Below are 23,162 nucleotides of genomic sequence, written 5' to 3'. Positions count from 1 at the left end.
AAAATCAAGGCGCACTGCTACACTGATAGCCATCATTGATAGCAAGTTGTGACCTCATCCGCACCTCATCAATCCGTGTTTCTGCGCGATCTGCGCCTTGCCACCGCCCATAATCTGGTGACACGCACAGGCGGCGGCGAGATTCGCCTTCCCACGGACACTCCCACCCATTACCTGCAAGCACTGATTGACGGTCTGTGCGAGCTGTCTTTGCGCGACCCCCTCACGGGGCTTGCCAACCGCCGCCATTTCCGCTCCGTCATCGAGCGTGAGATGGACCGCGTGGCCCGCTCCGGCGAAACGGCTCTGCTGCTCATGCTGGACATTGATCACTTCAAGCAGATCAATGACACGCATGGCCACATCGCGGGTGACATGGTGCTGCAGTCCGTGGCGCAGACCCTGTCCGAAGGCATACGCCCCATGGACACGCTGTCCCGCTATGGCGGCGAAGAATTTGCCATTGTTCTGCCGGTCTGCCCCGCCCATCAGGGCCACGCGGTGGCTGAACGCCTGCGCCAGACCATTGAGTCCACGCCCATCCGCATCTCCTCCGGTCAGACCCTGCATGTGACTGTGAGCATTGGCGGTGTCTACGCCCAGCAATGGATTCGCAGCACGACCCAGCTATGGACAGAACGTGCCGACCGGCAGCTGTACCTGGCCAAATCGGCAGGCCGCAACTGCGTTTTCATGGAAGACCCGCCCGACAGTACCGTGAGTGCCGAGGAAAAAAGCCTGCTTTTCAGCCCTTTGCCTGCCGCCGCTTTCGAGGAAAATGACTCAGAGCACAACACAGCACCAGACGTATACACCGACGCCCAGCGCCAGGTCATAACACCTTGAGACGATGGATACATTGGTCACACTTCCCACACTGCCCGCACATATTTCCATGGAAGATGCATTACGGGCGCCCAGCCGATCCAGACTGGCCCACATCATCGCTGTCACCAGTGGCAAAGGCGGTGTAGGCAAAACATTTGTGTCCGCCAACCTGGCTGCTGCCCTTACTCGCCACGGCTTCAATGTGCTGGTGCTGGATGCAGACCTGGGCCTTGCCAACCTGGATGTGGTGCTCAACCTCTACCCCAAGGTCACCCTGCACGACGTCTTCACGGGCCGCGCCTCGCTGGATGAAGCCATTCTGACCACCTCCGGCGGCTACTCCGTACTGCTGGCAGGCTCTGGAATGATCGAATACTCGCGCCTTACGCCCGAGATTCGCGCCCAGTTCATGCGCACCATCGAGACGCTGCGCCCCCGCTACGACATCATCTTGCTCGACACCGGCGCTGGCATCTCTGATGTGGTGCTGTTCTCGGTCTCCTTAGCCACCGAAGTGCTAGTCGTGGCCACACCCGAGCCCACCTCGCTGACCGACGCCTACGCCGCCATCAAGGTGCTGGCACTGCAGCAAAAGCGCCAGCAGGTGCGCCTGGTCATCAACCAGGCACAGCGCCCCGGCGATGGCCGCGCCATTACCAGCCAGCTCCAGCAGGTGCTCAACCGCTTTGTGACCACCGAGTCTGGAGAGCCGCTGCAACTCACGCACTGGGGCGATATTCCGGTTGATTCTGCCGTGCGTGAAGCCGTGATGCGCCGCCAGTTGCTGCTGCAATCCATGCCCGGAGCACCCGCTTCTCTCGCAGTGGCACAGCTGTCCAATAAAATCAAGGCAGCACTGACGGCCCCGGTCTGAGCTGCGTCACCCTCGACGCAGCCACCGAGTGGCCGCACCCGGATACCGACGTGGCCGACATACTCAACGTGTATTTGACTTCGCAATCTAACACGTTGATTTTGCTAGATATTCAACCTACCTGACTGCCGCAACAAGCCAAGGTGTTACGAAAACGTGACGCCACAAGGTGACAGGGCGCAGCCATGCAATCAGGACTCGGACTCACTCGCAACCGCCACGGCAATCAGTTCCACGCGCGCATCCATATCCCGAAGGACTTGGTTCCAGCCCTTGGGCGTGCCGAGATGCGGCTATCACTCGGCACAGAGCAACGCCGGGAGGCAATTCGGTCAGCACACCTCATTCAGGCGAGGAAAATACCGGCCTTCGATGAATTGAGAGCCGAGATGAACAAGAACAACCCGATCCCCACGCCAGAACAGCAAGAAGAGGCCCGCAATCGCCTTCTGACCCTTATCAAGCAGCGCCAGCAGGCCCAGCCCATCCCAGACCACGACGAAGCTGCAGAGGCTGCCCAGTACGCCTCAGACGCTGACGAGTACGCCGCAGAGGCTGCTCGGCAGCAGAAAGCCCGCGAACAGAGGGAACAAGCTGCAGCATTCAAGCCTGATGACGTGCATGCCCTCATGGTGCTGAGGGAGGAAAGCGATAACGAAAATGCCCAGCTCCGGGCGGCGCTTCAAGCCTCAGAGGCAGCCAAAGATGCAGCGCTCCAAGTCGCAGCACAGTACATCAATGAAACCAAGGCGGCGCAACAGCAGGCAGAGCGAACCAAGACAGTCGCCATCGCCATTGGTCAACGTGCAGCCCAGCTCCAAACCGAGCGCGTGGCCGAGCGCGCACGTATCGCTACAGAGCACGCAAGCCAGATAGCTGACGTATCCATGGCCGCGCTTGCACGCTCCGGCACACAGGCAAGCCAGATAACTGATGCAGTCCTTGAAGCAATGACTAAAGCGCAAGAACTCCCGAAAGTTCAATTCTCAGAACTTGTGAAGGATTACGAAGATAATAAGACGGGACTTACTGACTCTTCAAAGAATCAATACCTCAAGGCAGCACGCGCTTTTATGTCAACAATGGGGGATATGTATATCTGCGATATATCCCGCAAAACAATTCGTGAATTTCTCGACATTGAAAACGATATGCCGCCAAACAAAAATGGCAGCAACAGGTTCAAAAATTTGTCACGCCGTGAAGCGGCCGAAATAAACAAGAAAGAAGAAGGGAAAACAGTAGATATAAAAACATCGACCGAACACGTGCTAAAAGTCCAAGCGTTTTTTACATGGGGACTTGAAAATTCAGCAAATCCCGACAAATGGGGTTTTACAAAATATGGCAACCCGTGCAGAAAATGCAAAGATAACATTTTTACAGCTGATGAACGGGAAATGCTTGAAAGCACAACGAAGACCCGCAGAATCTTTAGCAATGAAGACCTGACAAAGCTATTCACGGGAAAGATGCGAAGTATTGATAGGCTTTACGGTTACGGCATCAAGCGCTTTCGAGGGCGTTATCACTACTGGCTGCCGCTTCTGGCTCTGTTCACTGGGGCACGGGCAAACGAGCTTGCCCAGCTCCGGCTGTCTGACATTGTTGAAAAAGACGGGATCATGTGCATTGACATCAACGCCGGTGAAGACATTGACGGCATGAGAAGAAAAAGCACAAAGACGGTAAAAACATCAGTAAGGCTTGTCCCAATACATTCGGACTTGATAGCGCTTGGATTCCTTGATTACGTTGAAGAACTCCGATCCACAAACCATTGGTGTTTATTCCAAGAAATGGATCCACAAGATGTGACTCGCGACTCCAAAACTTACGACTACGAAATGGTGAAGTGGTTTATAAATTACCGCAGGGCGTGCGACGTTGTAGAGAATGAAGAAGGAAAGGCTGTATTCCATAGTTTCAGACACACGATGGCATCCAAGCTATTAAGCGCCGCAGTCCCAGAATATGTAGTCAATGGAATACTAGGTCATGCTCAATCAAGCATGACAACGCGGCAATACATGATACTGGAAACCTCTACTCTACGTGGGGCAATCGAGAATATGAAATTACCAAGAGATGTTTTCTCACTTATCCCGAAATGGGAAGACGTAAAGCCCCGTTTTATAACCAAAATGCCTAGCCCGGCAAAAATTCACGCAGCACCCGCAAAGAAGAAAAGAGAAATGCGCTGATCAGGACAAATACAAACAGCCGCATGAGCGGCTGTCCTTCGGGCCATTGGGCTTACCAAGGCGTTACTTTACGCTTGCCGGGGCGTCACTCATGGCGAGAGCTTCTTTTCGAGCATCGTTCACGCGCTTGATAGTCGAACGGCTGGCGCTGGTTGCTATTTGAATGTCCGTCCAGGACATGCCCTTGTTCAACATGCTGGCAATCACAGCATGGCGCTCTGTATTTACCTGTTTACCCCTGAACTTGCCCGCAGCTTTAGCCTTCGCAATGCCCTCACCTTGGCGGCGGCGGCGATCCGTGTAGTCCTTGCGAGCAATCGCCGCCAGCATATCCAGCAACATGCCGTTCACCGCTTCGAGCATCGCGCCGGTAAATGAGTCCCTGTCCTTCGTCAAGCATTCCACAGAAGTAGGCAAGTCCAGGGCAACGATACGCACGCCATGCGCCTTGATTTCATCCTTGAGCTTTGACCAGTCGGAATCATCCAGGCGGGACAGTCGGTCAACCTGTTCAATCAGCAGTATGTCGCCGGGATGGCAATCATTCAGCAGTCGAAACAGCTCCGGGCGCGCGAGGCTGGCCCCTGATTCGTTCTCGGTGTACTTGGCGGCAATGATTAGCCCCTTTTCCTTGGCGAACTGTTCAAGAGCCGCATCAGCGCGGCTGGCGTCCTGTTCTTTTGTCGAAGCGCGAAGGTAGGCACGAACAAAGGGGGCTGACTTGTTTGGGGCTTGCATGTTTTGGAACCGAGTTCGCTTTGAGTGGTTCGATTATATTAGTTCTTTTTATATGGTTCGATTGATTGATTTAACGAACTTTTAAATGGTTCGCATGGGGTATACCCAAAAGAACTGTGAATTTACGCAGCTATCAATTTTGAGCATGCCTTAGCATTGCGTCGCTCACCTGTCGACAGTGCCGCCTATTCGCCTGCTGACCTTGTACCCCTTATCTCGAATCGCTCTGGCATTGAAGCCCTTGATGCAGTTTTTTCTTAATGTGAAATTAAACTGTACAAATGAGACGCATTCAAATACATTAATGCAAATACTCACTTATAAATAAATGGAGAAATTCAATGCATTTTGAACTCATGAAGCTTGAAGATGCTGCTGACGTGCTGACGCTTGACACCAAGTGCATACAGCATGAAGACGGCACCATGCGCTACGCCCTGCCATGCGGTGCAAAGATGATCGAGGTCATCCCAGGCCAAACCTTTTTCAAGGTGACCCTTTGACAATGGGCGCAACTTCCAGCGCTGAAGCTTCGGCCCCTTTCGCGCTTCCAACGGCACGTGCCGCCGAATGGCTGGCCGAGCATGCACCGATTCGCAATGCTGTTCAGTGGAGTGCTTGGCTACGTCACAATAACCGCTCAGGTCGTCACGTTCGCTACCGCATGCGCTCCCAGCGCATCGGCAATTGCCTCCTGTTCACCATGGAAGAGCTTGCCCGCGTGCGCAAGTTTGAGATGGAGCGGGCATCCCGCCATGGCTACTCGGAAGAGTCCCTGAAATTCCTCATCGCCCGGCGCGAAGAGACCAAGTAATCCACTACCGACAAGAAAAAGAATAATGAACGTCGAAAAATTTCCCACCCTTGCTCTCGATGCGTTCAAAGCCGTCCGTGCATTGGTTAGCGTAGAAACCAAAGGAATGTGCGCTTCCCTGTATCTGGACCAAGGGCGCGACAAGCTAACGCGTATCAGCGCGACGGCATGCAAGGACAGTGGCTGGCTCATCACCGGCGCTCACGAGATGCATGGCTTGGACGAAGACGTACTTACCGACCTTGAAGCCGCGCCCCAGCTCTCGCCTCCCGTGACCCATGCTGGAGTGACTCACATGCACGTCAATTGGTGCGGCCATGAGACGCACGCATTTTGGCGAGGCACACCAAGTGGCCCCGCTGGCTGGGTTTTCTACCCTCCGAACTTCACGGGCGATGGTTACGACACTCACGACAACCTAACCGCTACCTGATTTCACAGTCCCTTCCTCAGTCAACACAACAAAAAAACATGACTGCAAAAATCGAACTTTCATTGCTGGAGCGGCGTCACGTTGACGCTGTTCTCGCTCGCGTCCTTGGCTTTGATTACGACTGGCCAACATACCTCAAACTGTGGGCATGCCGCACGTCTGACAGGCGACACGCTGGCATCAAGGGCAGTGCAGAGCTATGTCTACACCCCTGCGCTTACAAGCGCACCAGAAGCGGCCAAAGCAAAGTCCCTCTGTACCGCGAGAAGGACATTGCTGAATTCATCCGCAAGTTCCGTGCACGCTTTCCAGGGTACAAGCCATCCCGCGCAGCGATCAAGCGCTATTCGGTTGACGCCGACCTGCTAGCGTCACCTATCTGCCCCGCCAACTGGGTAGAAGCTACTCCGGTTTGACATGACAGCGCCAGCAAAAAAGAAGCCCAGCGCCCCAATGCTGGGGCTGTCTGACTACGCGATCCTCAACACTTGCATGACACGGGCCAATGTTGATTGGATTGATGTAGTTATCGAGACCACAGCCGCACATCAGCCACGCACGATCGAAGAAGCGTTGCCCCACGCTTGGCCCCGCGAGGGGCGCGGGGCTGTGCATGTGTCGTTTGCCATGCCTGGCAAGACAGGTAACGCAAGCAAGCTCATACGGCTGACATTTCACGACCCTCTGTCCGGCAACTTCAGCCGTAAAGCTATTGAGCACTTCATCTTTAGAGAGCTTGGCGCAGTTCGTCATAAGGAATTTGATGCAATCGAACACGGCACTGATCTTGTGCGGCCAGCAAGCAAGACCGGCGCAGTTACTCAGGAGCTGATGAACGCATGGGGTTCATTTGCCGCAGAGTTGGCGCGCTGCATTCAGCCCCTGAATGGCATTGCGATCTACCGACTGCCAAGCTTGCGCACGCATACCAACAAGATAAGCGGCGACCCGTACAAGGGTATCGCCCGTGCCCTGACGTCGGGAAAAACCGTTTACATCGGCAACGATCCGAAGAAAGATGGGCGCATGTGCGAATGCACACTGCTTCGGCATTACAAAAAGACAAGCGACCACCGAGGCAGCCCTGAATGGCCCGAATCACGGCACTTTTTCCGCATCGAACAAACATCACTAGGGCGGGCAATGCCAATTGATGATGTTCTTGACCTCCTGGACGAAGACCTGCACAAGGGCAATACCGCAAAGGGAGAGCTTGCCAAGTGCTGGCATGCACACCACATTAAGCTAGGCTTTTCCGGACTTGTGCAGCGCTGGAAGCTACAGTTTGAAGAGAGCTTAGACGAATGGATCAAGGCAGAAGCCAAGACCCCAAACAGGAATCAGAAGCCTTATAAGTACGCTATGCAGCTTGAGCCAAGTTGCAAAGTCCAAACGATTGACCAAAACGGAAAAGTGATTAAGCTGCCGATCACGCCCCCCGAGTGGCCTGCCAGTCAATCGCTTTGGAATGAGCGCATAAGCAAGGCGTTTCTACGCATGGCCGCATAACCCCGCACATTTGTGTGACATGACCACTTGTGCTGGTTACGACTACCCAGGATAAAAAGTATTCAATTCATGCAAGCTGGCAAGTGTGCGCAGACGCTTTTAGTTTTGTCTGAATCGCCTGTGGCTCTGTCAATTTGACCACCTCACCCAAGCTCCCATCGTCATTCACCCACCGAAGGCGGTTGCCATCCGGCGTGAGGAACAAGACTTTGCCGTATGCTGCAGGGAAGTGTTGTGATTTGCGCGCCGCGTCCTTGGTGCTTTCCTTAGTTTCCAGCAGCCGCTGAATTGGGGTTTCTCCAGCGTCATGCGAAATACAAACCACGAAGTCCGGATAGAAATAGTGATCGTGTTCAGCCCGCACCACGCGCACTGAATATGGCTTTTTGTCGGGGTTTCGATGCCACCAGTGAACGAAGTCAGCCTCATCAAGTGCTCTGGCGAATGCTTGCTCCAAGCTATTGAGCTTCACCCAGCCATCGTACCGGCCGACACTGAAGGTGCTACCGTCTTCGAGTGAAAATAGCTGATCGGCCCACCAATTCCGCTCTTCCATGTAGAGCACGGTTTCTACACTCTGTGCGTCGTCGGTAGAGGGTGGTAAGACGCCATAGATATTTTTGCTGGAGACTTCTAGCGCAAGGTCTTCTGGGAAAATCATTACATCGGGCAGAGGCTGAGCATCGACTAGCTTCGCTTGGTCTGCAATGGCTTGGAAGATGGCTTCACGCAGTTCCTGGGCACAATCACGGATAACCCAGTGGGCCGCATCCCGTGAAAGACGCACAAGGTCTTTCTCCGAAAGCATCACTTGTGCAGGAGTGACCGCAAGCGCAGTGTCCAAAGCGGGTTTCAATCTGGCAGAAATGGTTTTCACGATGATGCGGTAGTCCTCTTCCTCCGCATGCGGAAGCTCCTCAAGGGCAGTCATGGCTTCCCGAGCCAAGCCTGCTCGGTCTGTCACGACTTGGATCTCATCTTCGTAGCTGGTGCCTTCGGTGAGTTCTTTGTGAACTTCTTTTTGCCGAACTCGATTGAGTGCGGCGTTCACTGCTGTCTGAGCCAGCGCTGCACTGATTTCCAAAGATTGGGCAACCTGCAGCGATATAGTCGATAGATCAACCAGTGAAGGTTTTTCTTCAGACTTTAGTGCCGCACCTAAAGTAGGCAGGTTGTCTTTGCGATGAAAGGCTTTTAGTCGGTTTTCAATCAAAGCTGACAATACCTCGGAGCGCGTGCGAGGTTTGCTGATGCGAGGTGCTTTTTTTTGTGTGGGCTCTGCTGCATGAGTGTCGAGAGTCCATGTTGACTCGCCGAAAAGATCCTGCCCCCAGAGTTGAGGGGTGGTACCGCTGGTAGAAGGCTGCCCTGTAGGAGTTGTGAGTGTGAACTTTGGGTCCTGTACTTGGGTTGCAGCTTGTGTACTTGGCAGTCCCATGCTGTAGCTCAGCGGTTGATTGTCCGAGGGGCGGTTTGTGTAAACCACCCCCCCCGCAACCGTGTGTCTAACCATCAGTTTTTCGGTTTGCCCCTCAAGCTGACTTTTCACCTCACTAGTAGCTTGGACTGCAGCTTCAAAGCCAGCTTGCGCCTGTGCATTACCCAGATACACATAAGCTGTGTTGAGCTCTGCAGGAATGGGTTGTGGCTTCGGGAAGCTCTCCCGAACTTGACGCGCTACTCGCATGACGCGACCAATGAACTGCATGGCGAAGTCTGCATCATTTACAGGCTTAGTGCTGGCCAAAACAAAAGCGCGTGGAGCGTCGAAACCAGTACCTGCAGACTGCTTGAAGATCAGCACCTGTTTGGTGGTGTCGTTGGCAATTGCTGCCATCAATACTGGATCAGGCTCATCCGCAGAGTGCTTGCCGATGGCCTCGGGCGGCACATTGCATTGGCGCATCAGCTCATCGGCGGCCTCGTCCACCGTCCGCTCGCCATTGGCGACTTGCACCAGCAAAAGGGGTGTACAGGCAATGCCTGTTTTCTGTAGCAGCTGGCCTATCAACAAATTACGTGCCCAAGCTTGTCGCAGTACCGTGCGCCTCAAGTCGGTCACCTGCTGCATGGTGCTTCCCAGGCTGTACACCACCGCCTCGATGTACTGCTTGTTGAGGCGAGCTTTTACAACATCATCACGGCTGACCGAGAAGTGTTCTTGCCCGCTATAACCACCGTGAGCCAGGAAGTCTGTCAAACGTTGGTCCTTAGGTGTAGCTGTTGCCATGAGCAGGTAGTCAGCGTGCAACCAGTTGGCAAACTTGCCGAACTCGGTGCTCTTGTCCAAGCCAATATGCGCTTCGTCGACTACTAGGCCAACTTGCAAGCCTTTAGCGCGAGCGCGGGCAACCAAGGCTGCCAAAGTACGCACATCGTCGTCGGCATCGGCGTCATAACCTTTGGTGCGCCATTGTGCTCGGGCTACGCCTTGAGCGGTAGAAATGAGCACTGTGCCTGCGCCTACGTCCTGGTTGCGTCCTTGTGAAAACAGTACGGGCGAGAGTCCCGGCGCATGATGCAAGAGGGAGTCCAGAGTTTGTCCCACCAACGTCACAAATGGCACAAACCAGAACCACAGCACATCGCGCTGTTCCCCAATGCGCTGCAAGACTTGGCCCATGACAATGGTCTTGCCAGAGCCAGTTGGTGCACGCAGCAGGCACGGTGGCGATGGCGTGCGAAGCAAAGCCTTGCTGATGTTGTCCATCAACTCAGCCTGGAATTGCTCAGGTTGAAGCGTTGATGCTCGGACCGCTAAATCCAGAGAAGCTTGGAAAATGGGTTGTGCCGTAGTCATTGCTGTTGTCGTTACTTCGGGCTTGTTCATTGACGGCCTCCCTGGCCCTGAATCAGTGCTTGATGTAAGGCGTGGACTTGCGCCTCTACCCCTCTCTCAGCCAGCAAGGCAGCCAATGCTTTAGGGCGAGAGGCGTACACCACAAGCCGAGCCTCGTGATACTGCTCTGGCAGGCAACACAGCTCGTCCAGCACCTCGTTATTGACTGTGGGACACAGGGTCATCAGCCAATCGGCTCCTTTAGCGATCAGTCGAACGGAACCGCTTTGATGGGCTACAGGCGCTGATGATGCATGGCGCATGGTCAATAAAGTGGCGGCATGTTCTGCTGTGGCATCCAGCGCTACATCAGAGGCATCAAGCTTGTCTAGCTGCAGGTAGGCGAACTCCCCCCCTTGCTCCAAGCTGTAACTAGCTTTATTGCCATAGCCTTGCATGACCCGACGCATGCGCTCTGCGCAGACGTCACGACAGAGGTTTCTAGCAGGCTCTTTGTCGTTCGCTTCGGTGCTGCTGCAGAGCACGAACCGACGCTGCCCGCCGTCTTCAGCATTCAGTTCCATGACCACCTGAGCAGTTGTGCCAGATCCTGCGAAGAAGTCCAGCACAATGTCGCCAGGGCGCGTAGCTTGTGCCAATAAGCCTTTGAGCAATGACGGAGGTTTGGGGTATGGAAACGCTTTGTCGCCCATTACTTCCTTGAGCTCCTTTGACCCTTCCTCGGTGGTCCCCACTACAGGCATGTTGAGCCCTTCCACTAACGTGTCTTGCTCTTGTCTCGGGGTCAACCAAGATGAGATTGGCTGGTTCTCATTTTTTAAGCCTTCTTTAAAGCGTTTGAATGCTGGGCGCCCGTAGCCAATTTGCTTGCCCACCCAAAACTCAAGATCTGGCATGTCATCAAAGAGCAGAGGAGTACTTCCGCTCATCGGCACATCCTTGCGTTGAATTGCCTCTTTGAGCTGCTCCAGCGTTTCGAAGATTTCGACCCGCTGCTCTAAAGGGAACCAGATCAACTTCTTTGCTGTAAGAGCCTCAATCGTGTCTCCACGGATTTTTTGCCCTTCCTTGATTTTTCTTTCTGAGGCGTAGGCCCATACACGTTGCGGGTTGCATGGGTAATAAATGTTAGTTTCTGGGTCGTATATCGGGTAGTACGTATTGGGGCGCTCGCGGAAGTCATGCGCCTTTGTTAGGTCACTGAGTCGAAAGAGTCGCTCACCCTCCTGATACTTGTACATGGAGTAGGATTTTTCATCCCCAGTAAAGCGAAATCCTTGGTTGGCATAGACCAAGACATGCTCGTGGTTATCAGAGAAGAATGCCCCCTTTGTATCGTTTCCACCGGTTCGGCTGCGCCAGACAAAGCAGCCAACTCGACGACCGGGGAAAACTTCATCCATCAGCAACTCCAACCGAGCACGGTTTTCGTCATTGATGCTGACAAGAATGACACCATCAGCTGTCAGCAAGTCGCGCGCAAGCGTCAGTCGCTGATAAAGAAACTCCAACCATTGGCTGTGGCGCCAACGGTCGTTTTTGCCGACGTAGCTGTCGTTGTAGACCCAGTCTTTGTTGCCAGTGTTGTAGGGAGGGTCGATGTAGATCACCCGTACCTTGCCAGCATGGGTAGCTCGCAGCAAGCGCAGGCTGTCGAAATTGTCGCCCTCAATAATGAGATTGCGGTGCTCTGTGCAGCCCTCTGGCGTGTGACTCCACTCACGCACCAAGCGTGGTAACACGACGTTCGCATTCAACGCCTTATCGTGCGCAATAGCATCACGCTCCCAGTACAGTCCGAGCTTCTGTCGGGTCAGGTGCTCAGTCAGCAGCCGACGTAGTTCAGGCGCAGACATTTGCTCAAGGTTGTCTAGCAGGTTCTGCTTTCCAGCATTTTTCATTGTTTCACTGAAGGGCTCTTAGGCCCGCTTTCGTCGCTCGTGTGGGATCGTGTGGCCGCACTCAGCAGTCTGGTACGCTGCCAATTTGCGAGCGGCCTTTCTCAGCAGGGAGAATAAACGCTCTCTATCTTCACATTACAGAGTAGCACGCTGATCATCTCTCCTCTGATGCTAGGCTTGGCTTCCTTGATATCTGAAATGGGGGTAGCTGACGCTGAAGTTGTACGGAGTTTCAGCTTTGCAAGCTTGAGGCTCAGAGAAATCGCTTGGGCAAATCTCGCCACGAGATGCCTGCACGGTAGCGAAACAGCACAGCATCTACAAATAAGCGGTTGTTCTTGGCGGGAGCGCCAACATGTCCAGCCCTTCCTGGCAGAAGGTCTTTAATTTGCTCCCATTGGCTATCAATCAAAGCATATCTACGAGCCACGCTAGGTATAACGTAGCGTGAACCAAATTAGATGACACGCCCTAACGATTGCTTAAAAAAAGTGCACGGAATTTCCGACAGATTTGTTAGCGATCAGGAATCCAGGCCGCGCCCCCGCCGACGGCCGAGGCACCTTGAAAACTGCTGCACTCAGAGTAAGCATCGTCGTCAGCTCAGCCATGTGCGCCCGGCTAGAACCCATGCAGCAGGCCCTAAAAGCGGGAAAAGCCTTGTAACTGCCTAACAGACAATGAGCGTAGCGACTGATGGGGAGAGACAGAAGATGGATGTATGCCGTGCCTCGCTCTGCTTTGCATCGTTGATCACGGCGATGACATACAAGAAAGAGAGATACACAGAAAGAGATGATTAAGCCACTGACAGGCAATCGCTCTGCTTCGCATCGCTCATGCAGTGCTATGAGCAATCAAGCGACTTCCTCAATGTCATGCCTCGCTGACGCTCTGCATGAGAGGTACTCACTTTATCAGCAAACAGTCCCAGCGCCGCAAGCTGGCTGCGCCAACCAACAACGCGGCCACGGCACATGGGGCAGAAGCATCAGCATCAGGGCGCGAAGCGACTGGCAAGACAGCATCACGGGCTACAGGAGGTAGAGACCGCAAATAAAGCGCAAGCAAAGCGCAAGAGCTGACAGCATCGGCAAAATCAGCGCAATCTAGTGCAAGCCAGCTCCGGCACAGCATCAAAACCGCCTCAGTGCGATCAAAACAAGCGCAAGCGGCTCTCCATACCAAACCAGTGCAAAGGCCGCTTCATGCTGCGATTTAGCTCACTTCCGGCACGATCCAAGCATGCACATGTAAGGCAAACCACGTGATTCATGGGGAACCCGCCAGAAAACAAATAGGCTTCACAGATTTTCACTATCAGGCCAGCTCCGGCAGTAGCCCACCGCCTACCCAAGCACCCAACGCGAACACGCCCAGGAGTGGAACAATCTGGGAACCCAACAGGGTGATACGATCGAAACTCGTTCAGTCAGGAGAAATACTCTTGCACATACTCAACATCTCCTGCTACAAATTCACGCCCCTGCCCGATGCTGCTCAGCTACGCGAGACGCTGCATGAGCGCGCCCAAGCCCTGAACCTCAAAGGTACGGTGCTGCTGGCCGAGGAAGGCATCAACTTCTTTCTGGCTGGCCCGGCCGAAGCCGTCCACCGCTTTGTCGATGCGCTGCGCCAGGATGAGCGTTTTGCCGACCTGATGCCCAAGGAAAGCTGGTCCGAGACCGTGCCGTTTCGCAAGATGCTGGTCAAGGTCAAGAATGAAATCATTCGCATGGACCACCCCACCATTCGCCCCGCCAATGGCCGCGCGCCATCGGTTGCGCCTGCCACGCTGCGCCGCTGGCTGGAGCAAGGCCACGACGACGATGGCCGCGAAGTGGTAACGCTGGACACCCGCAACGACTACGAAGTGGACGAAGGTGCGTTTGCCGGCACCGTGGACTGGCGCCTGACCAAGTTCACGGAATTCCCGCCGGCCCTGCGCGAGCACAAGGCCGAATTTGCCGGCAAAACCGTGGTCAGCTACTGCACGGGGGGCATTCGCTGCGAAAAAGCCGCCATCCTGATGCGCGATGAAGGCCTTGAAAACGTCTACCAGCTCGAAGGCGGCATCCTCAAATACTTCGAGGAAACCGATGGCAAGTTCTACGACGGCGGCTGCTTTGTCTTCGACGGCCGCGACTCGCTGAGCACCGATCTGGCAAAGACCGAGCTGGTTCACCCTCGTCCCATCAAAAAGCATTTGATGGAACAAGACGCGGAGTAAGAAACGCAAAAGTGGCGCTCAACGCCACTATCAAAAACAAAGCGGCTCGCGCTGGTTCATACTGAGTTTCAGGATTATTCAACCCTGAAGCCCTTGTATGACACGCGCTGGCCGCTTTGAATTAGATAGCGTCTAAATTCTTCGCTGAACGCTTACTTGGCCCAGCGTGCAGCCGCCTTGGCGACGCGGTCGCCAAACTGGCGCGCAGTTTCCAGATCACCCACCGCCATTTCACCGGCCGAGGCGTCAGAAGGTGACTGCGCCATGGCACCGCTGAAGCTGCCAATCCAGTTCACATCGTTGCGTTGCGCCGCCTTGGTGTTCGATGGCAACAGACCCAGACCCACCCACACGCCGCCATGCTGCATGGACAGATGGTAGAAATAATCCAGCGTGACCTGCTTGTCGCCCTGCACGCTGGCGCTGTTGGTGAAACCGGCGAACAGCTTGTCCTTCCAGGCCTGCACAAACCAGGCCTTGGACGAGGCATCGGCAAATTTTTTGAACTGCCAGCTCGGTGCGCCCATATAAGTGGGTGCGCCAAACACGATGGCATCGGCAGCGGCGAGTTGCTCCCAGCCACCTTCAGGCAGATTACCTTCGGCATCAATGGCCAGCAGTTGCGCGCCAGCGCCCTGTGCCACAGATTGCGCCATGCGCTGGGTGTGGCCGTAGCCCGAGTGGTAGACCACAACGATATTGCTCATGATTTTTCTTTCTTGCTCGCTTGAACTGGCGCGGGCATACCACCCAGCCGCCGTAAACCTGTATGAAACAAGGCCCGCCGGATTTTCACCCGACGGGCCTTGTTTACCTTGCGCAATAGCGTATCAAATTTATAGCTGCTTGCGCGCTCTGCATCTGGGCTACAAAGCTATTTATGCCTTGCGGCCATCCACGCTCCAGGCGCCTGCACCATGGGCTGCATAGCCCAGCAAACCGCCGACCACGGCAATGTTCTTCCAGAACAGCAGCTGCTGCATCATGGCCGCCTCGGCGGGAACACCCCAGAAATTGTGGAAGAAGAAGGTGGCTACCAGGGTGAAGAAGCCCAGAATCAACGCCGCCCAGCGGGTATGCCAACCCAGCAAAATGGCCAGACCACCCAAAATCTCAATCACCAGCCCCACGCCCACCGCAATCTGCGGCATGGGCATACCCACCGATGTGGCATAGCCTACGGTGCCTGCAAAGCCACTGATTTTTTGAATGCCAGCCGGCAAAAACAGCAAGGCAATCAGAATACGACCCACAAGATCCAGCGGGTTCTTCAGTTGATTCAGCATTTCAAATTCCATTCCTTGCGGCTCTGGGCCGCATTGATTTACTTCTGCACAAGCCCTGCGATCAGGGTTCCAGATCAAACACCAGAACTTCCGCGGCCCGCCCATTGGCAAGGCGCAGCTGCTCCTCATTTTCAATAAGCGCAGCGTCACCGCTTGTCAGAGTTTGTCCATTCACATCTAGCTCCCCGCGAATCAGATGCACATAGGTCTTGCGACCAGCGGGCAAAGCCATCTCGGCTGATTCAGCGCCGTCAAAAAAACCTGCAAACAAGCGCGCATCGGCATTCATGGCCACCGAACCCTCAGCCCCGTCAGGCGAAGCCACCAGACACAAGCGGCCGCGTTTTTCAGCATCGCTGAACGCTTTTTGTTCATAGCCGGGCTCAACACCATTGCGGGCGGGCAGCAGCCAGATCTGCAAAAAGTGCGTGGTCTTGTCTTGGGCGTAGTTCTGCTCGCTATGCACCACACCCGTACCTGCGCTCATGCGCTGCACTTCGCCGGGCAAAATAGGTTTTTCATGCCCCATGCTGTCTTTGTGCGAGAGCGCACCTTCGAGCACATAGCTGATGATTTCCATGTCGCGGTGACCATGAGCGCCAAAGCCGGTGCCAGGGGCAATGCGGTCTTCATTGATCACCCGCAGATTGCCGAAGCCCATATGCCGCGGGTCGTGGTAGCCGGCAAACGAAAAGCTGTGATAGGACTTGAGCCAGCCGTGGTCGGCATAGCCGCGCTCCTGGGATTTGCGCAGAGTCATCATGGTGCGATCCTTTCGTTCAGGTGGTTGTGTTTCTGTATGGCTCAACTGTAGAAGTTGCCGCCCGCGCTGTGGCTGAACCCTGTTGATGGCATCATTCAAACTCTTTGAACCCTCTACCACCCCATGCCCAGCTCCCGCGATGTGCTCACCCCCGACAGCCTGGCCATGCTGCAGGCCATTGCTGAAACCGGCAGTTTTGCCGCTGCCGCCCGCTCTCTGGGTCTGGTGCCCAGTGCGCTGACGTACCGGGTGCGACAGATTGAAGATGCGCTCGATGTGCTGCTGTTTGACCGCAGCTCGCGCCATGCGCAGGCCACCGAGGCCGGACAGACCCTGCTGCACGAGGGCGCGCGCCTGCTGCAGGAGATTGATGCCGTGGCCCACCGCGTCAAGCGCGTGGCCACCGGCTGGGAGCCACAGCTGACCCTCGTGATTGATGGGGCCGTGGCGCGCACGCCCATCTTTGAGCTGGTTGAAGCCTTCTACGCCCTCAACCCACCCACCAGCCTCAAGCTGAAAGACGCCATTCTCAACGGCACACTGGAAGTGCTGACCAGCGGCCAGGCCGATCTGGCCATTGGCGTGGCAGTCAATACCAGCAATGTTTCAGAGCTGCAGACGCGCGAGCTGGGCGAGGTGGACTTTGTCTTTGCCATGGCCCCGCACCACCCTCTGGCCCAGCACGATGAGCCGCTGTCGGATGAGGTGCTGCTGCAGCACCGCATGATTGCCGTGGCAGATTCTGGCGTGCGCAGCAAGACCAGCTACGGCCTTGTCAGCGGGCAGGATGTGCTGACAGTGGACAGCATGCACGCCAAGGTCGAGGCCCAGGTGCGCGGCATTGGCGCAGGTTTTTTGCCGCGCGGCATGGTGCAGACCTATCTCGATGCGGGCCTGCTCATCACGCGCCAAGTGCAGCGCGCAAGCCGCAACCTGCGCCTGCATTACGCATGGCAGGGCGCCGCTCACCGCACACCCGGCCGCGCCCTGCAATGGTGGCTGGAACAGCTGGAAAGCCCCACCACGCGCAAGGCGCTTATGGAAAACCATCACCGCCAATAAGTGCTGACTTGCTTGCAGCCCCAGCGCGCCGATGTAGAGTGAATTGCGATGCAACAACTCAGCACAAGCAGCACTTGCTATCTTTAAAGTAGCTGCTACGCTAGAAGTCAAACGGTGTTGAAAAGGCTTTTACATGAACGCTTCCCGTACTCCTGCTTCCGCAACGGCTACTTCTTCAACCACCTCCCGGCCTCGGCGCATCGCCGTCATCGGCGCGGGTATTGCAGGTCTGGCCTGCGCCCGCACGCTGCTGCAAGCCGGGCACGAGGTCCATGTCTATGAGCGCCTGACACAGGCCGGTGGGCGCATGCGATCTGTCAGCGGCCCTTATGGCAGCTTTGACATCGGAGCCCAGTTCTTCACCGTGCGCGACCCGCGCTTTCAGAAAGTGCTGGACACCACGCCCGGCAATCTGCGCGCCTGGAGCCTGAACAACATACAGACGCGCAACGCCCATGGCCGCCGCATCGACAAACTGGCCCCCGTGCGTGAGACCCATTGGGTTGGCATACCCGACATGCAATCCCTGCCACTGGCATGGGCCACACCGCTGTGGGAAGCCGGCAAGCTGCATCTGGGCCAGTCCGTCCGGGCCATGAGCCACCACATCGCCAACGGCAAGGGCCAAAGCCACCACCAGTGGTCTTTGATGCTGGACACCGAAGACCACGGCCCGCAAATTGCCGATGGTTTTGACTGCGTGGTGCTGGCCGTGCCCGCCCCAGTGGCCGTGCAATTGCTGCAAACCGCCCCGCAAGGTGCGGCGCTGGCCAAATCATTGGCTACCGTAGAAATGGCACCCTGTTGGGCCATGACTCTCTCTTACCCCATGGCCGCACAAGCGGGTCTGAGCACGTTGGGCCCGCAGTGGAATGCCTCGCGAAGCACGCACGAGCGTATTTCATGGGTGGCCCGCGAATCGTCCAAGCCCGGCCGTGCACAGACCGAGCGCTGGACGATTCACGCCAACCCGCTGTGGTCCAACGAGCACCGCCATGACGACGCCACGCGCGTGCTCTCCAAGCTGCAAAAGGCCTTTGGCGAAATCACGGGCATTCGCGTCGCCCCTCGCCACGCCAGCGTCTACCTCTGGCAGAACGCACAGACGCTGGCCCCTTTGGGCCAGTCCTTTGCCTATGACCGATCGGCCGGCCTGGCCCTGTGCGGCGACTGGTGCACAGGCTCGCGGGTGGAAGACGCTTTTATCTCTGGTCTGGAAATGGCTCTGGCACTGGTTTGAGAGCAGCATGAGGGGCGTAAGATTGCGTCCCTCATGACTTCGGCCATCGCTCTCACTTTCCCCTCTCAAAGTGCCTCTTCTTCGGGGCGCTATATCGGCAGATTCGCGCCATCCCCCACCGGCCCGCTGCACGCGGGCTCGCTGGTCGCTGCGCTGGCCAGCTGGCTAGATGCCCGTGCACATCAGGGCCAATGGCTGATTCGCATTGAAGACATAGACCCACCACGCTGCCAGGTCGGTGCCGATCAGGAAATTTTGCGCCAACTGGCCGCCTTCGGCCTGCATTCCGATGCACCCGTGGTCTGGCAGTCGCAGCGCCATGCGCTTTACGAGCAGGCACTGCAGCAGCTACAAAATCAGCAGTTGGCCTACCCCTGTGGCTGCACGCGCAAAGACATTGAAGCCGCTTGGCAGGCACAAGGCCTCAAGCATGAGCGCCATGTAGAGCGCCCCTACCCCGGCACCTGCCGCAACGGCCTGCATGGCAAACCTGCCAGAGCCTGGCGCTTTGCGCTGGAGCAGCAGATTGCTGATTTACATAAAAACAGGCCTTCTGCGCTTGCACATCAAGCGCAAGCAGCTATTCAAACCATAGCAATCGGTCAGCTGCAACTCGAATGCAATACACCCGTGCTGCACTGGCTTGATCGAAGGCTCGGAGCCCAGCAGCAAAATGTGCAAACCAGCGTGGGCGACTTTGTGCTGCGCCGTGCCGATGGGCTCTGGGCCTATCAGCTGGCCGTGGTGGTCGATGATGCAAGCCAAGGCATCACCGACGTCGTGCGCGGCGAAGACCTGACGGATAACACGCCGCGCCAGTTGCTGCTGCAGCAGGCGCTGTGCCTGCCCCAGCCGCGCTATCTGCACACGCCGCTGGTACGCATGGAAAGCGGCGAAAAGCTCTCTAAACAGCATGGTGCGCCTGCAGTCGATGTCAGCCAGCCCTTGCGCGCCCTGAGCGACGCCGCTGCACAGCTAGGCCTGCCACAAGCGCCTATGACCCCATCCCTCCATGACGAAAGCCCCGCAAGCGCCTTGCCTTTGGCACTGAGCTTCTGGATCAATTGCTGGCGTCAAACCTACAATATTGCCCCGTGACTTCATCTATTCCAACCCCTACCTCCGATATGGCCGAAAACGTGCCCGCTGCTGACGCTTCTGCTGCACCAGCACCCAAAGACCAGGGCCAGGCGCCTGAAGGCGTGGCCTACCCCAAGGTCATCAAAAGCTTTGTGCGCCGTGCTGGCCGCACCACCACCGGTCAAGCCAAGGCTTTTGAAGACCTGGGTCCGCGCTTTTTGCTGCAATACCAGCAAGCTCCTCTGGACGCCGCTGCCGCCTACGGCCGCGACGGCAAGCTGATTCTTGAAATCGGCTTTGGCATGGGTGAAGCCACAGCCCATATCGCCCGCGTGCGCCCTGACGACAACTTCCTGTGCTGCGAAGTACACGAACCCGGCGTGGGCGCGCTGCTCAAGCGCATTGGCGAGCAAGAAATCTCGAACATCCGCATCCTGCAGCACGATGCCGTGGAAGTCATCGACAACATGCTGCCCGAAGCATCGATTGATGGCGTGCACATCTTCTTCCCCGACCCCTGGCACAAGAAGAAGCACAACAAGCGCCGCCTGATCCAGAGCCCCCTGATCGCCAAGCTGGCAGCCCGTATCAAGCCCGGTGGCTACATCCACTGCGCTACCGACTGGGAGCCCTATGCGGTGCAGATTCTGGAAGTGCTGAGCGCTGAGCCCACACTGCAAAACACGGCTGAAGCCTATGCTGAAAAGCCCGACTACCGCCCACTGACCAAGTTTGAGAACCGCGGCATTCGCCTGGGTCATGGTGTCTGGGATCTGGTGTTCAGGAAGAAGTAACCCCCTGAGGCGCTTTGCGCCTTCCCCCTTTCTCTACGCGCTGCGCGCTATGGAAGGGGGACAACATCATCGCTGCGGGGCGGCCCTTGCTCGATGTTTCTGGTTGAGGCTCGCTGCGGCATATTGCAGCTGGGCATAAAAAACGCTCCTCATTGAGGAGCGTTTTGCTTTGGGACAAGGCAGTATTCGCTGCCTTTTCCAACGCGCTTACAGGCGCTCTGTCACCCAGGCTTGCACGCTGGCCAGTGCTGCGGGCACGGCCGCTGCGTCGGTACCACCGGCCATGGCCATGTCGGGCTTGCCGCCGCCCTTGCCGCCCACTTGCTGGGCCACAAAGTTCACCAGCTCACCCGCCTTGACCTTGGCAGTTTCAGCCTTGGTCACGCCAGCGGCCAGTTGCACCTTGTCGCCATCCACCGCGGCCAGCACGATCACGGCTGCACCCAGCTTGTCTTTGAGCTTATCCATGGTGTCGCGCAGAGTCTTGGCATCGGCGCCTTCCAGCTTGGCAGCCAGAACCTTCACGCCGTTGATCACTGCCGCTTGCGTAGCCAGTTCGTCGCCTTGGTTGGAAGCCAGCTTACCCTTGAGCGCAGCGATTTCCTTTTCCAATGCCTTGATCTGATCCAGAGCGCCGCCAATGCGGTTGTTCAGCTCGGCTGCAGGTGCCTTGAAGGCTGCAGCAGCCTGATCCACAGTGGATTCCAGCGACTGCAGATAGGCCAGCGCGTTGATGCCGGTGATGGCTTCAATACGGCGCACGCCTGCGGCCACGCCAGATTCGCCCACCACCTTGAACAGGCCAATGTCGCCCGTGCGGTGCACGTGGGTGCCGCCGCACAGTTCGCGGCTGGAACCGATGTCGAGCACGCGCACGGTTTCGCCGTACTTTTCGCCGAACAGCATCATGGCGCCGGTCTGCTGAGCGCTTTCGATGTCCATCACGCGGGCTTCGGTGCTGGTGTTGGCCAGAATTTCAGCGTTCACGCGGGCTTCAATTTCGAGGATCTGCTCAGCGGTGACTGGGTTGTTGTGCGCAAAGTCAAAACGGGTGCGGTCAGCATTGACCAGCGAGCCCTTTTGCTGCACATGGCTGCCCAGCACTTCGCGCAGGGCTTTGTGCATGATGTGGGTGACCGAGTGGTTGCGCATGACGGCAGCGCGCACGGCGGTGTCCACTTGCGCCTCAACGGCATCGCCCACCTTCAGGCTGCCAGACTCCAGCTGGCCGTGGTGGCCGAACACATCCGCCTTGATCTTGAGCGTGTCTTCCACCGCAAAGCGCGCAGCGCCAGCCGTGATCACGCCTTGGTCACCCACCTGACCGCCGGACTCAGCGTAGAAAGGAGTGGTGTCCAGCACGACGACGCCGTTTTGGCCAGCCTTTAGCTCGTTCACGCTGACACCGTCAGCGTAAAGCGCTACGATTTTTGCAGCTTCAGCCAGCTTTTCGTAGCCGACAAAGGTGTTGGCATCGCCCGTGTATTCCAGCGCGCGGTCCATCTTGAACTTGCCAGCAGCACGGGCCGTGCTCTTCTGGTGCTCCATGGCGGCCTTGAAACCGGCCTCGTCCACAGTTACGCCGCGCTCACGCGCCACGTCGTTGGACAGGTCGAGCGGGAAGCCGTAGGTGTCGTGTAGCTTGAAGGCCACATCGCCGGGCAGCACTTTGACGTCACCCGCCAGTGCGCTGTCCAGAATTTCCATGCCGTTGGCCAGGGTCTCGAAGAAGCGCTCTTCTTCGGCCTTGAGCACGCTGGTGATGTGCGCTTCTTGCTCCTTGAGCTTGGGGTATGCATCGCCCATTTGCACGACCAGGTCCGCCACCATTTTGTGGAAGAACGGGGTCTTCTGGCCCAGCTTGTAGCCATGGCGAATCGCGCGGCGAATAATGCGGCGCTGTACATAACCACGGCCTTCGTTGGAAGGAATCACGCCGTCAGCCACCAGGAAGGAGGTTGCGCGAATGTGGTCGGCAATTACCTTGAGCGATGGGGTGCTCAGGTCTTCAATATGAGTCTCGCGGCCAGCGGCCTTGATCAAGGCCTGGAACAGGTCGATCTCATAGTTGCTGTGCACGTGCTGCAAGATGGCAGCCAGACGCTCCAGACCCATGCCGGTGTCCACGCAAGGCGCGGGCAGCTTGACGACGGAGCCGTCTTCCTTCATGTCGAACTGCATGAACACGTGGTTCCAGATCTCGATGAAGCGATCGCCGTCTTCATCAGGCGAGCCGGGAGGGCCGCCGGCAATGTGCGCGCCGTGGTCGTAGAAGATTTCCGAGCAAGGACCGCATGGGCCGGTGTCGGCCATCATCCAGAAGTTGTCGCTCTTGTACTTGCCGCCCTTGTTGTCGGCAATGCGGATGATGCGCTCTGCAGGCAGACCGATGACGTTCTTCCAGATGTCATAGGCTTCATCGTCTTCGTAGTAGACGGTGGCCAGCAGTTTTTCAGCAGGTAGACCGAAGACCTTGGTCAGCAGCTCCCAACCCCACTCGATCGACTCTTTCTTGAAGTAATCGCCGAAGGACCAGTTGCCCAGCATTTCAAAGAAAGTATGGTGACGCGCGGTGTAACCCACGTTCTCCAGATCGTTGTGCTTGC

The 23,162-nt window shown here is 56.6% G+C and carries 20 protein-coding genes and 1 pseudogene; 13 read left to right on the top strand and 8 right to left on the bottom strand.

Annotated features, from left to right (window positions below):
• Positions 1-48 precede the first annotated feature (48 nt).
• The 3 genes from RSF91_RS15355 (at position 49) to RSF91_RS15345 (ending at position 3,906) form a co-directional block, all read left to right on the top strand.
• Positions 49-846 (top strand): GGDEF domain-containing protein, encoded by a 798-nt coding sequence (locus RSF91_RS15355; RefSeq protein WP_332569236.1) that lies wholly within the window; start codon positions 49-51, stop codon positions 844-846.
• A gap of 4 nt (positions 847-850) precedes the next feature.
• Positions 851-1,702 (top strand): MinD/ParA family protein, encoded by an 852-nt coding sequence (locus RSF91_RS15350; RefSeq protein ID WP_442878867.1) that lies wholly within the window; start codon positions 851-853, stop codon positions 1,700-1,702.
• Positions 1,703-1,887: 185 nt separating this feature from the next.
• Complete coding sequence (locus RSF91_RS15345; protein WP_332569235.1) at positions 1,888-3,906, top strand: tyrosine-type recombinase/integrase; 2,019 nt, start codon at positions 1,888-1,890, stop codon at positions 3,904-3,906.
• 63 nt (positions 3,907-3,969) lie between these two features.
• Here RSF91_RS15345 and RSF91_RS15340 read toward each other — a convergent pair whose 3' ends face one another.
• Positions 3,970-4,644 carry a recombinase family protein gene (locus tag RSF91_RS15340; protein ID WP_332569234.1) on the bottom strand — a complete coding sequence of 225 codons (675 nt, stop codon included), beginning with the start codon at positions 4,642-4,644 and terminating at the stop codon, positions 3,970-3,972.
• Positions 4,645-4,985: 341 nt separating this feature from the next.
• Between RSF91_RS15340 and RSF91_RS15335 the strand changes: the two genes are divergently transcribed.
• From RSF91_RS15335 to RSF91_RS15315, 5 genes are all read left to right on the top strand, one after another.
• On the top strand, positions 4,986-5,147 hold the full coding sequence (locus tag RSF91_RS15335; RefSeq protein ID WP_332569233.1) for a hypothetical protein: 162 nt from the start codon (positions 4,986-4,988) through the stop codon (positions 5,145-5,147).
• A gap of 2 nt (positions 5,148-5,149) precedes the next feature.
• Positions 5,150-5,458, top strand: a complete 309-nt coding sequence (locus RSF91_RS15330; RefSeq protein WP_332569232.1) for a hypothetical protein — start codon at positions 5,150-5,152, stop codon at positions 5,456-5,458.
• 106 nt (positions 5,459-5,564) lie between these two features.
• Entirely contained in the window at positions 5,565-5,891 is a 327-nt protein-coding gene (locus RSF91_RS15325; RefSeq protein ID WP_332569231.1) for a hypothetical protein, read from the top strand.
• Between the two features lie 38 nt (positions 5,892-5,929).
• Complete coding sequence (locus RSF91_RS15320; protein ID WP_332569230.1) at positions 5,930-6,307, top strand: hypothetical protein; 378 nt, start codon at positions 5,930-5,932, stop codon at positions 6,305-6,307.
• Position 6,308: 1 nt separating this feature from the next.
• Positions 6,309-7,400, top strand: coding sequence for a hypothetical protein (locus tag RSF91_RS15315; RefSeq protein WP_332569229.1), 1,092 nt, complete (start codon positions 6,309-6,311; stop codon positions 7,398-7,400).
• Positions 7,401-7,467: 67 nt separating this feature from the next.
• Here the strand turns inward: RSF91_RS15315 and RSF91_RS15310 are convergent, their stop codons facing one another.
• The 3 genes and pseudogenes from RSF91_RS15310 to RSF91_RS15300 all read right to left on the bottom strand — a co-directional run.
• Positions 7,468-10,230, bottom strand: a complete 2,763-nt coding sequence (locus tag RSF91_RS15310) for a DEAD/DEAH box helicase (protein ID WP_332569228.1) — start codon at positions 10,228-10,230, stop codon at positions 7,468-7,470.
• Complete coding sequence (locus RSF91_RS15305; RefSeq protein WP_332569227.1) at positions 10,227-12,101, bottom strand: site-specific DNA-methyltransferase; 1,875 nt, start codon at positions 12,099-12,101, stop codon at positions 10,227-10,229. The genes RSF91_RS15310 and RSF91_RS15305 overlap by 4 nt, the downstream gene beginning before the upstream one ends.
• A 259-nt stretch (positions 12,102-12,360) precedes the next feature.
• Positions 12,361-12,531, bottom strand: a pseudogene (locus tag RSF91_RS15300) (transposase); the annotation flags it as partial.
• 1,017 nt (positions 12,532-13,548) lie between these two features.
• Between RSF91_RS15300 and RSF91_RS15295 the strand changes: the two are divergent.
• Positions 13,549-14,331, top strand: a complete 783-nt coding sequence (locus RSF91_RS15295; RefSeq protein ID WP_442878866.1) for a sulfurtransferase — start codon at positions 13,549-13,551, stop codon at positions 14,329-14,331.
• Positions 14,332-14,483: 152 nt separating this feature from the next.
• Here RSF91_RS15295 and RSF91_RS15290 read toward each other — a convergent pair whose 3' ends face one another.
• From RSF91_RS15290 to RSF91_RS15280, 3 genes are all read right to left on the bottom strand, one after another.
• Entirely contained in the window at positions 14,484-15,038 is a 555-nt protein-coding gene (locus RSF91_RS15290) for a flavodoxin family protein (RefSeq protein WP_332569226.1), read from the bottom strand.
• Between the two features lie 171 nt (positions 15,039-15,209).
• Positions 15,210-15,617, bottom strand: a complete 408-nt coding sequence (locus tag RSF91_RS15285) for a DoxX family protein (RefSeq protein ID WP_332569225.1) — start codon at positions 15,615-15,617, stop codon at positions 15,210-15,212.
• A 61-nt stretch (positions 15,618-15,678) separates the two neighbouring features.
• Positions 15,679-16,380, bottom strand: a complete 702-nt coding sequence (locus RSF91_RS15280; RefSeq protein ID WP_332569224.1) for a pirin family protein — start codon at positions 16,378-16,380, stop codon at positions 15,679-15,681.
• A 123-nt stretch (positions 16,381-16,503) separates the two neighbouring features.
• On the opposite strand from RSF91_RS15280, the gene RSF91_RS15275 reads away from it, so the two are divergent.
• From RSF91_RS15275 to trmB, 4 genes are all read left to right on the top strand, one after another.
• Positions 16,504-17,442, top strand: a complete 939-nt coding sequence (locus RSF91_RS15275) for a LysR family transcriptional regulator (RefSeq protein WP_332569223.1) — start codon at positions 16,504-16,506, stop codon at positions 17,440-17,442.
• A 133-nt stretch (positions 17,443-17,575) separates the two neighbouring features.
• Complete coding sequence (locus tag RSF91_RS15270; protein ID WP_332569222.1) at positions 17,576-18,682, top strand: NAD(P)/FAD-dependent oxidoreductase; 1,107 nt, start codon at positions 17,576-17,578, stop codon at positions 18,680-18,682.
• Positions 18,683-18,715: 33 nt separating this feature from the next.
• The gene (gene gluQRS / locus RSF91_RS15265; protein WP_332569221.1) at positions 18,716-19,780 is read left to right on the top strand and encodes a tRNA glutamyl-Q(34) synthetase GluQRS; all 1,065 of its coding nucleotides are present in this window, start codon (positions 18,716-18,718) and stop codon (positions 19,778-19,780) included.
• A 29-nt stretch (positions 19,781-19,809) separates the two neighbouring features.
• Positions 19,810-20,556 (top strand): tRNA (guanosine(46)-N7)-methyltransferase TrmB, encoded by a 747-nt coding sequence (gene trmB, locus RSF91_RS15260; protein WP_332569263.1) that lies wholly within the window; start codon positions 19,810-19,812, stop codon positions 20,554-20,556.
• 207 nt (positions 20,557-20,763) lie between these two features.
• Here trmB and alaS read toward each other — a convergent pair.
• A partial coding sequence (alaS, locus tag RSF91_RS15255; protein WP_332569220.1) for an alanine--tRNA ligase occupies positions 20,764-23,162 on the bottom strand: 2,399 nt, incomplete at its 5' end.

This window comes from Comamonas sp. (genome assembly GCF_036643215.1).
Classification (GTDB): Bacteria; Pseudomonadota; Gammaproteobacteria; order Burkholderiales; family Burkholderiaceae_C; genus Comamonas.
The sequence above is the reverse complement of the archived record's forward strand: the minus strand, read 5'-3'. Positions and strand labels throughout refer to the sequence as shown.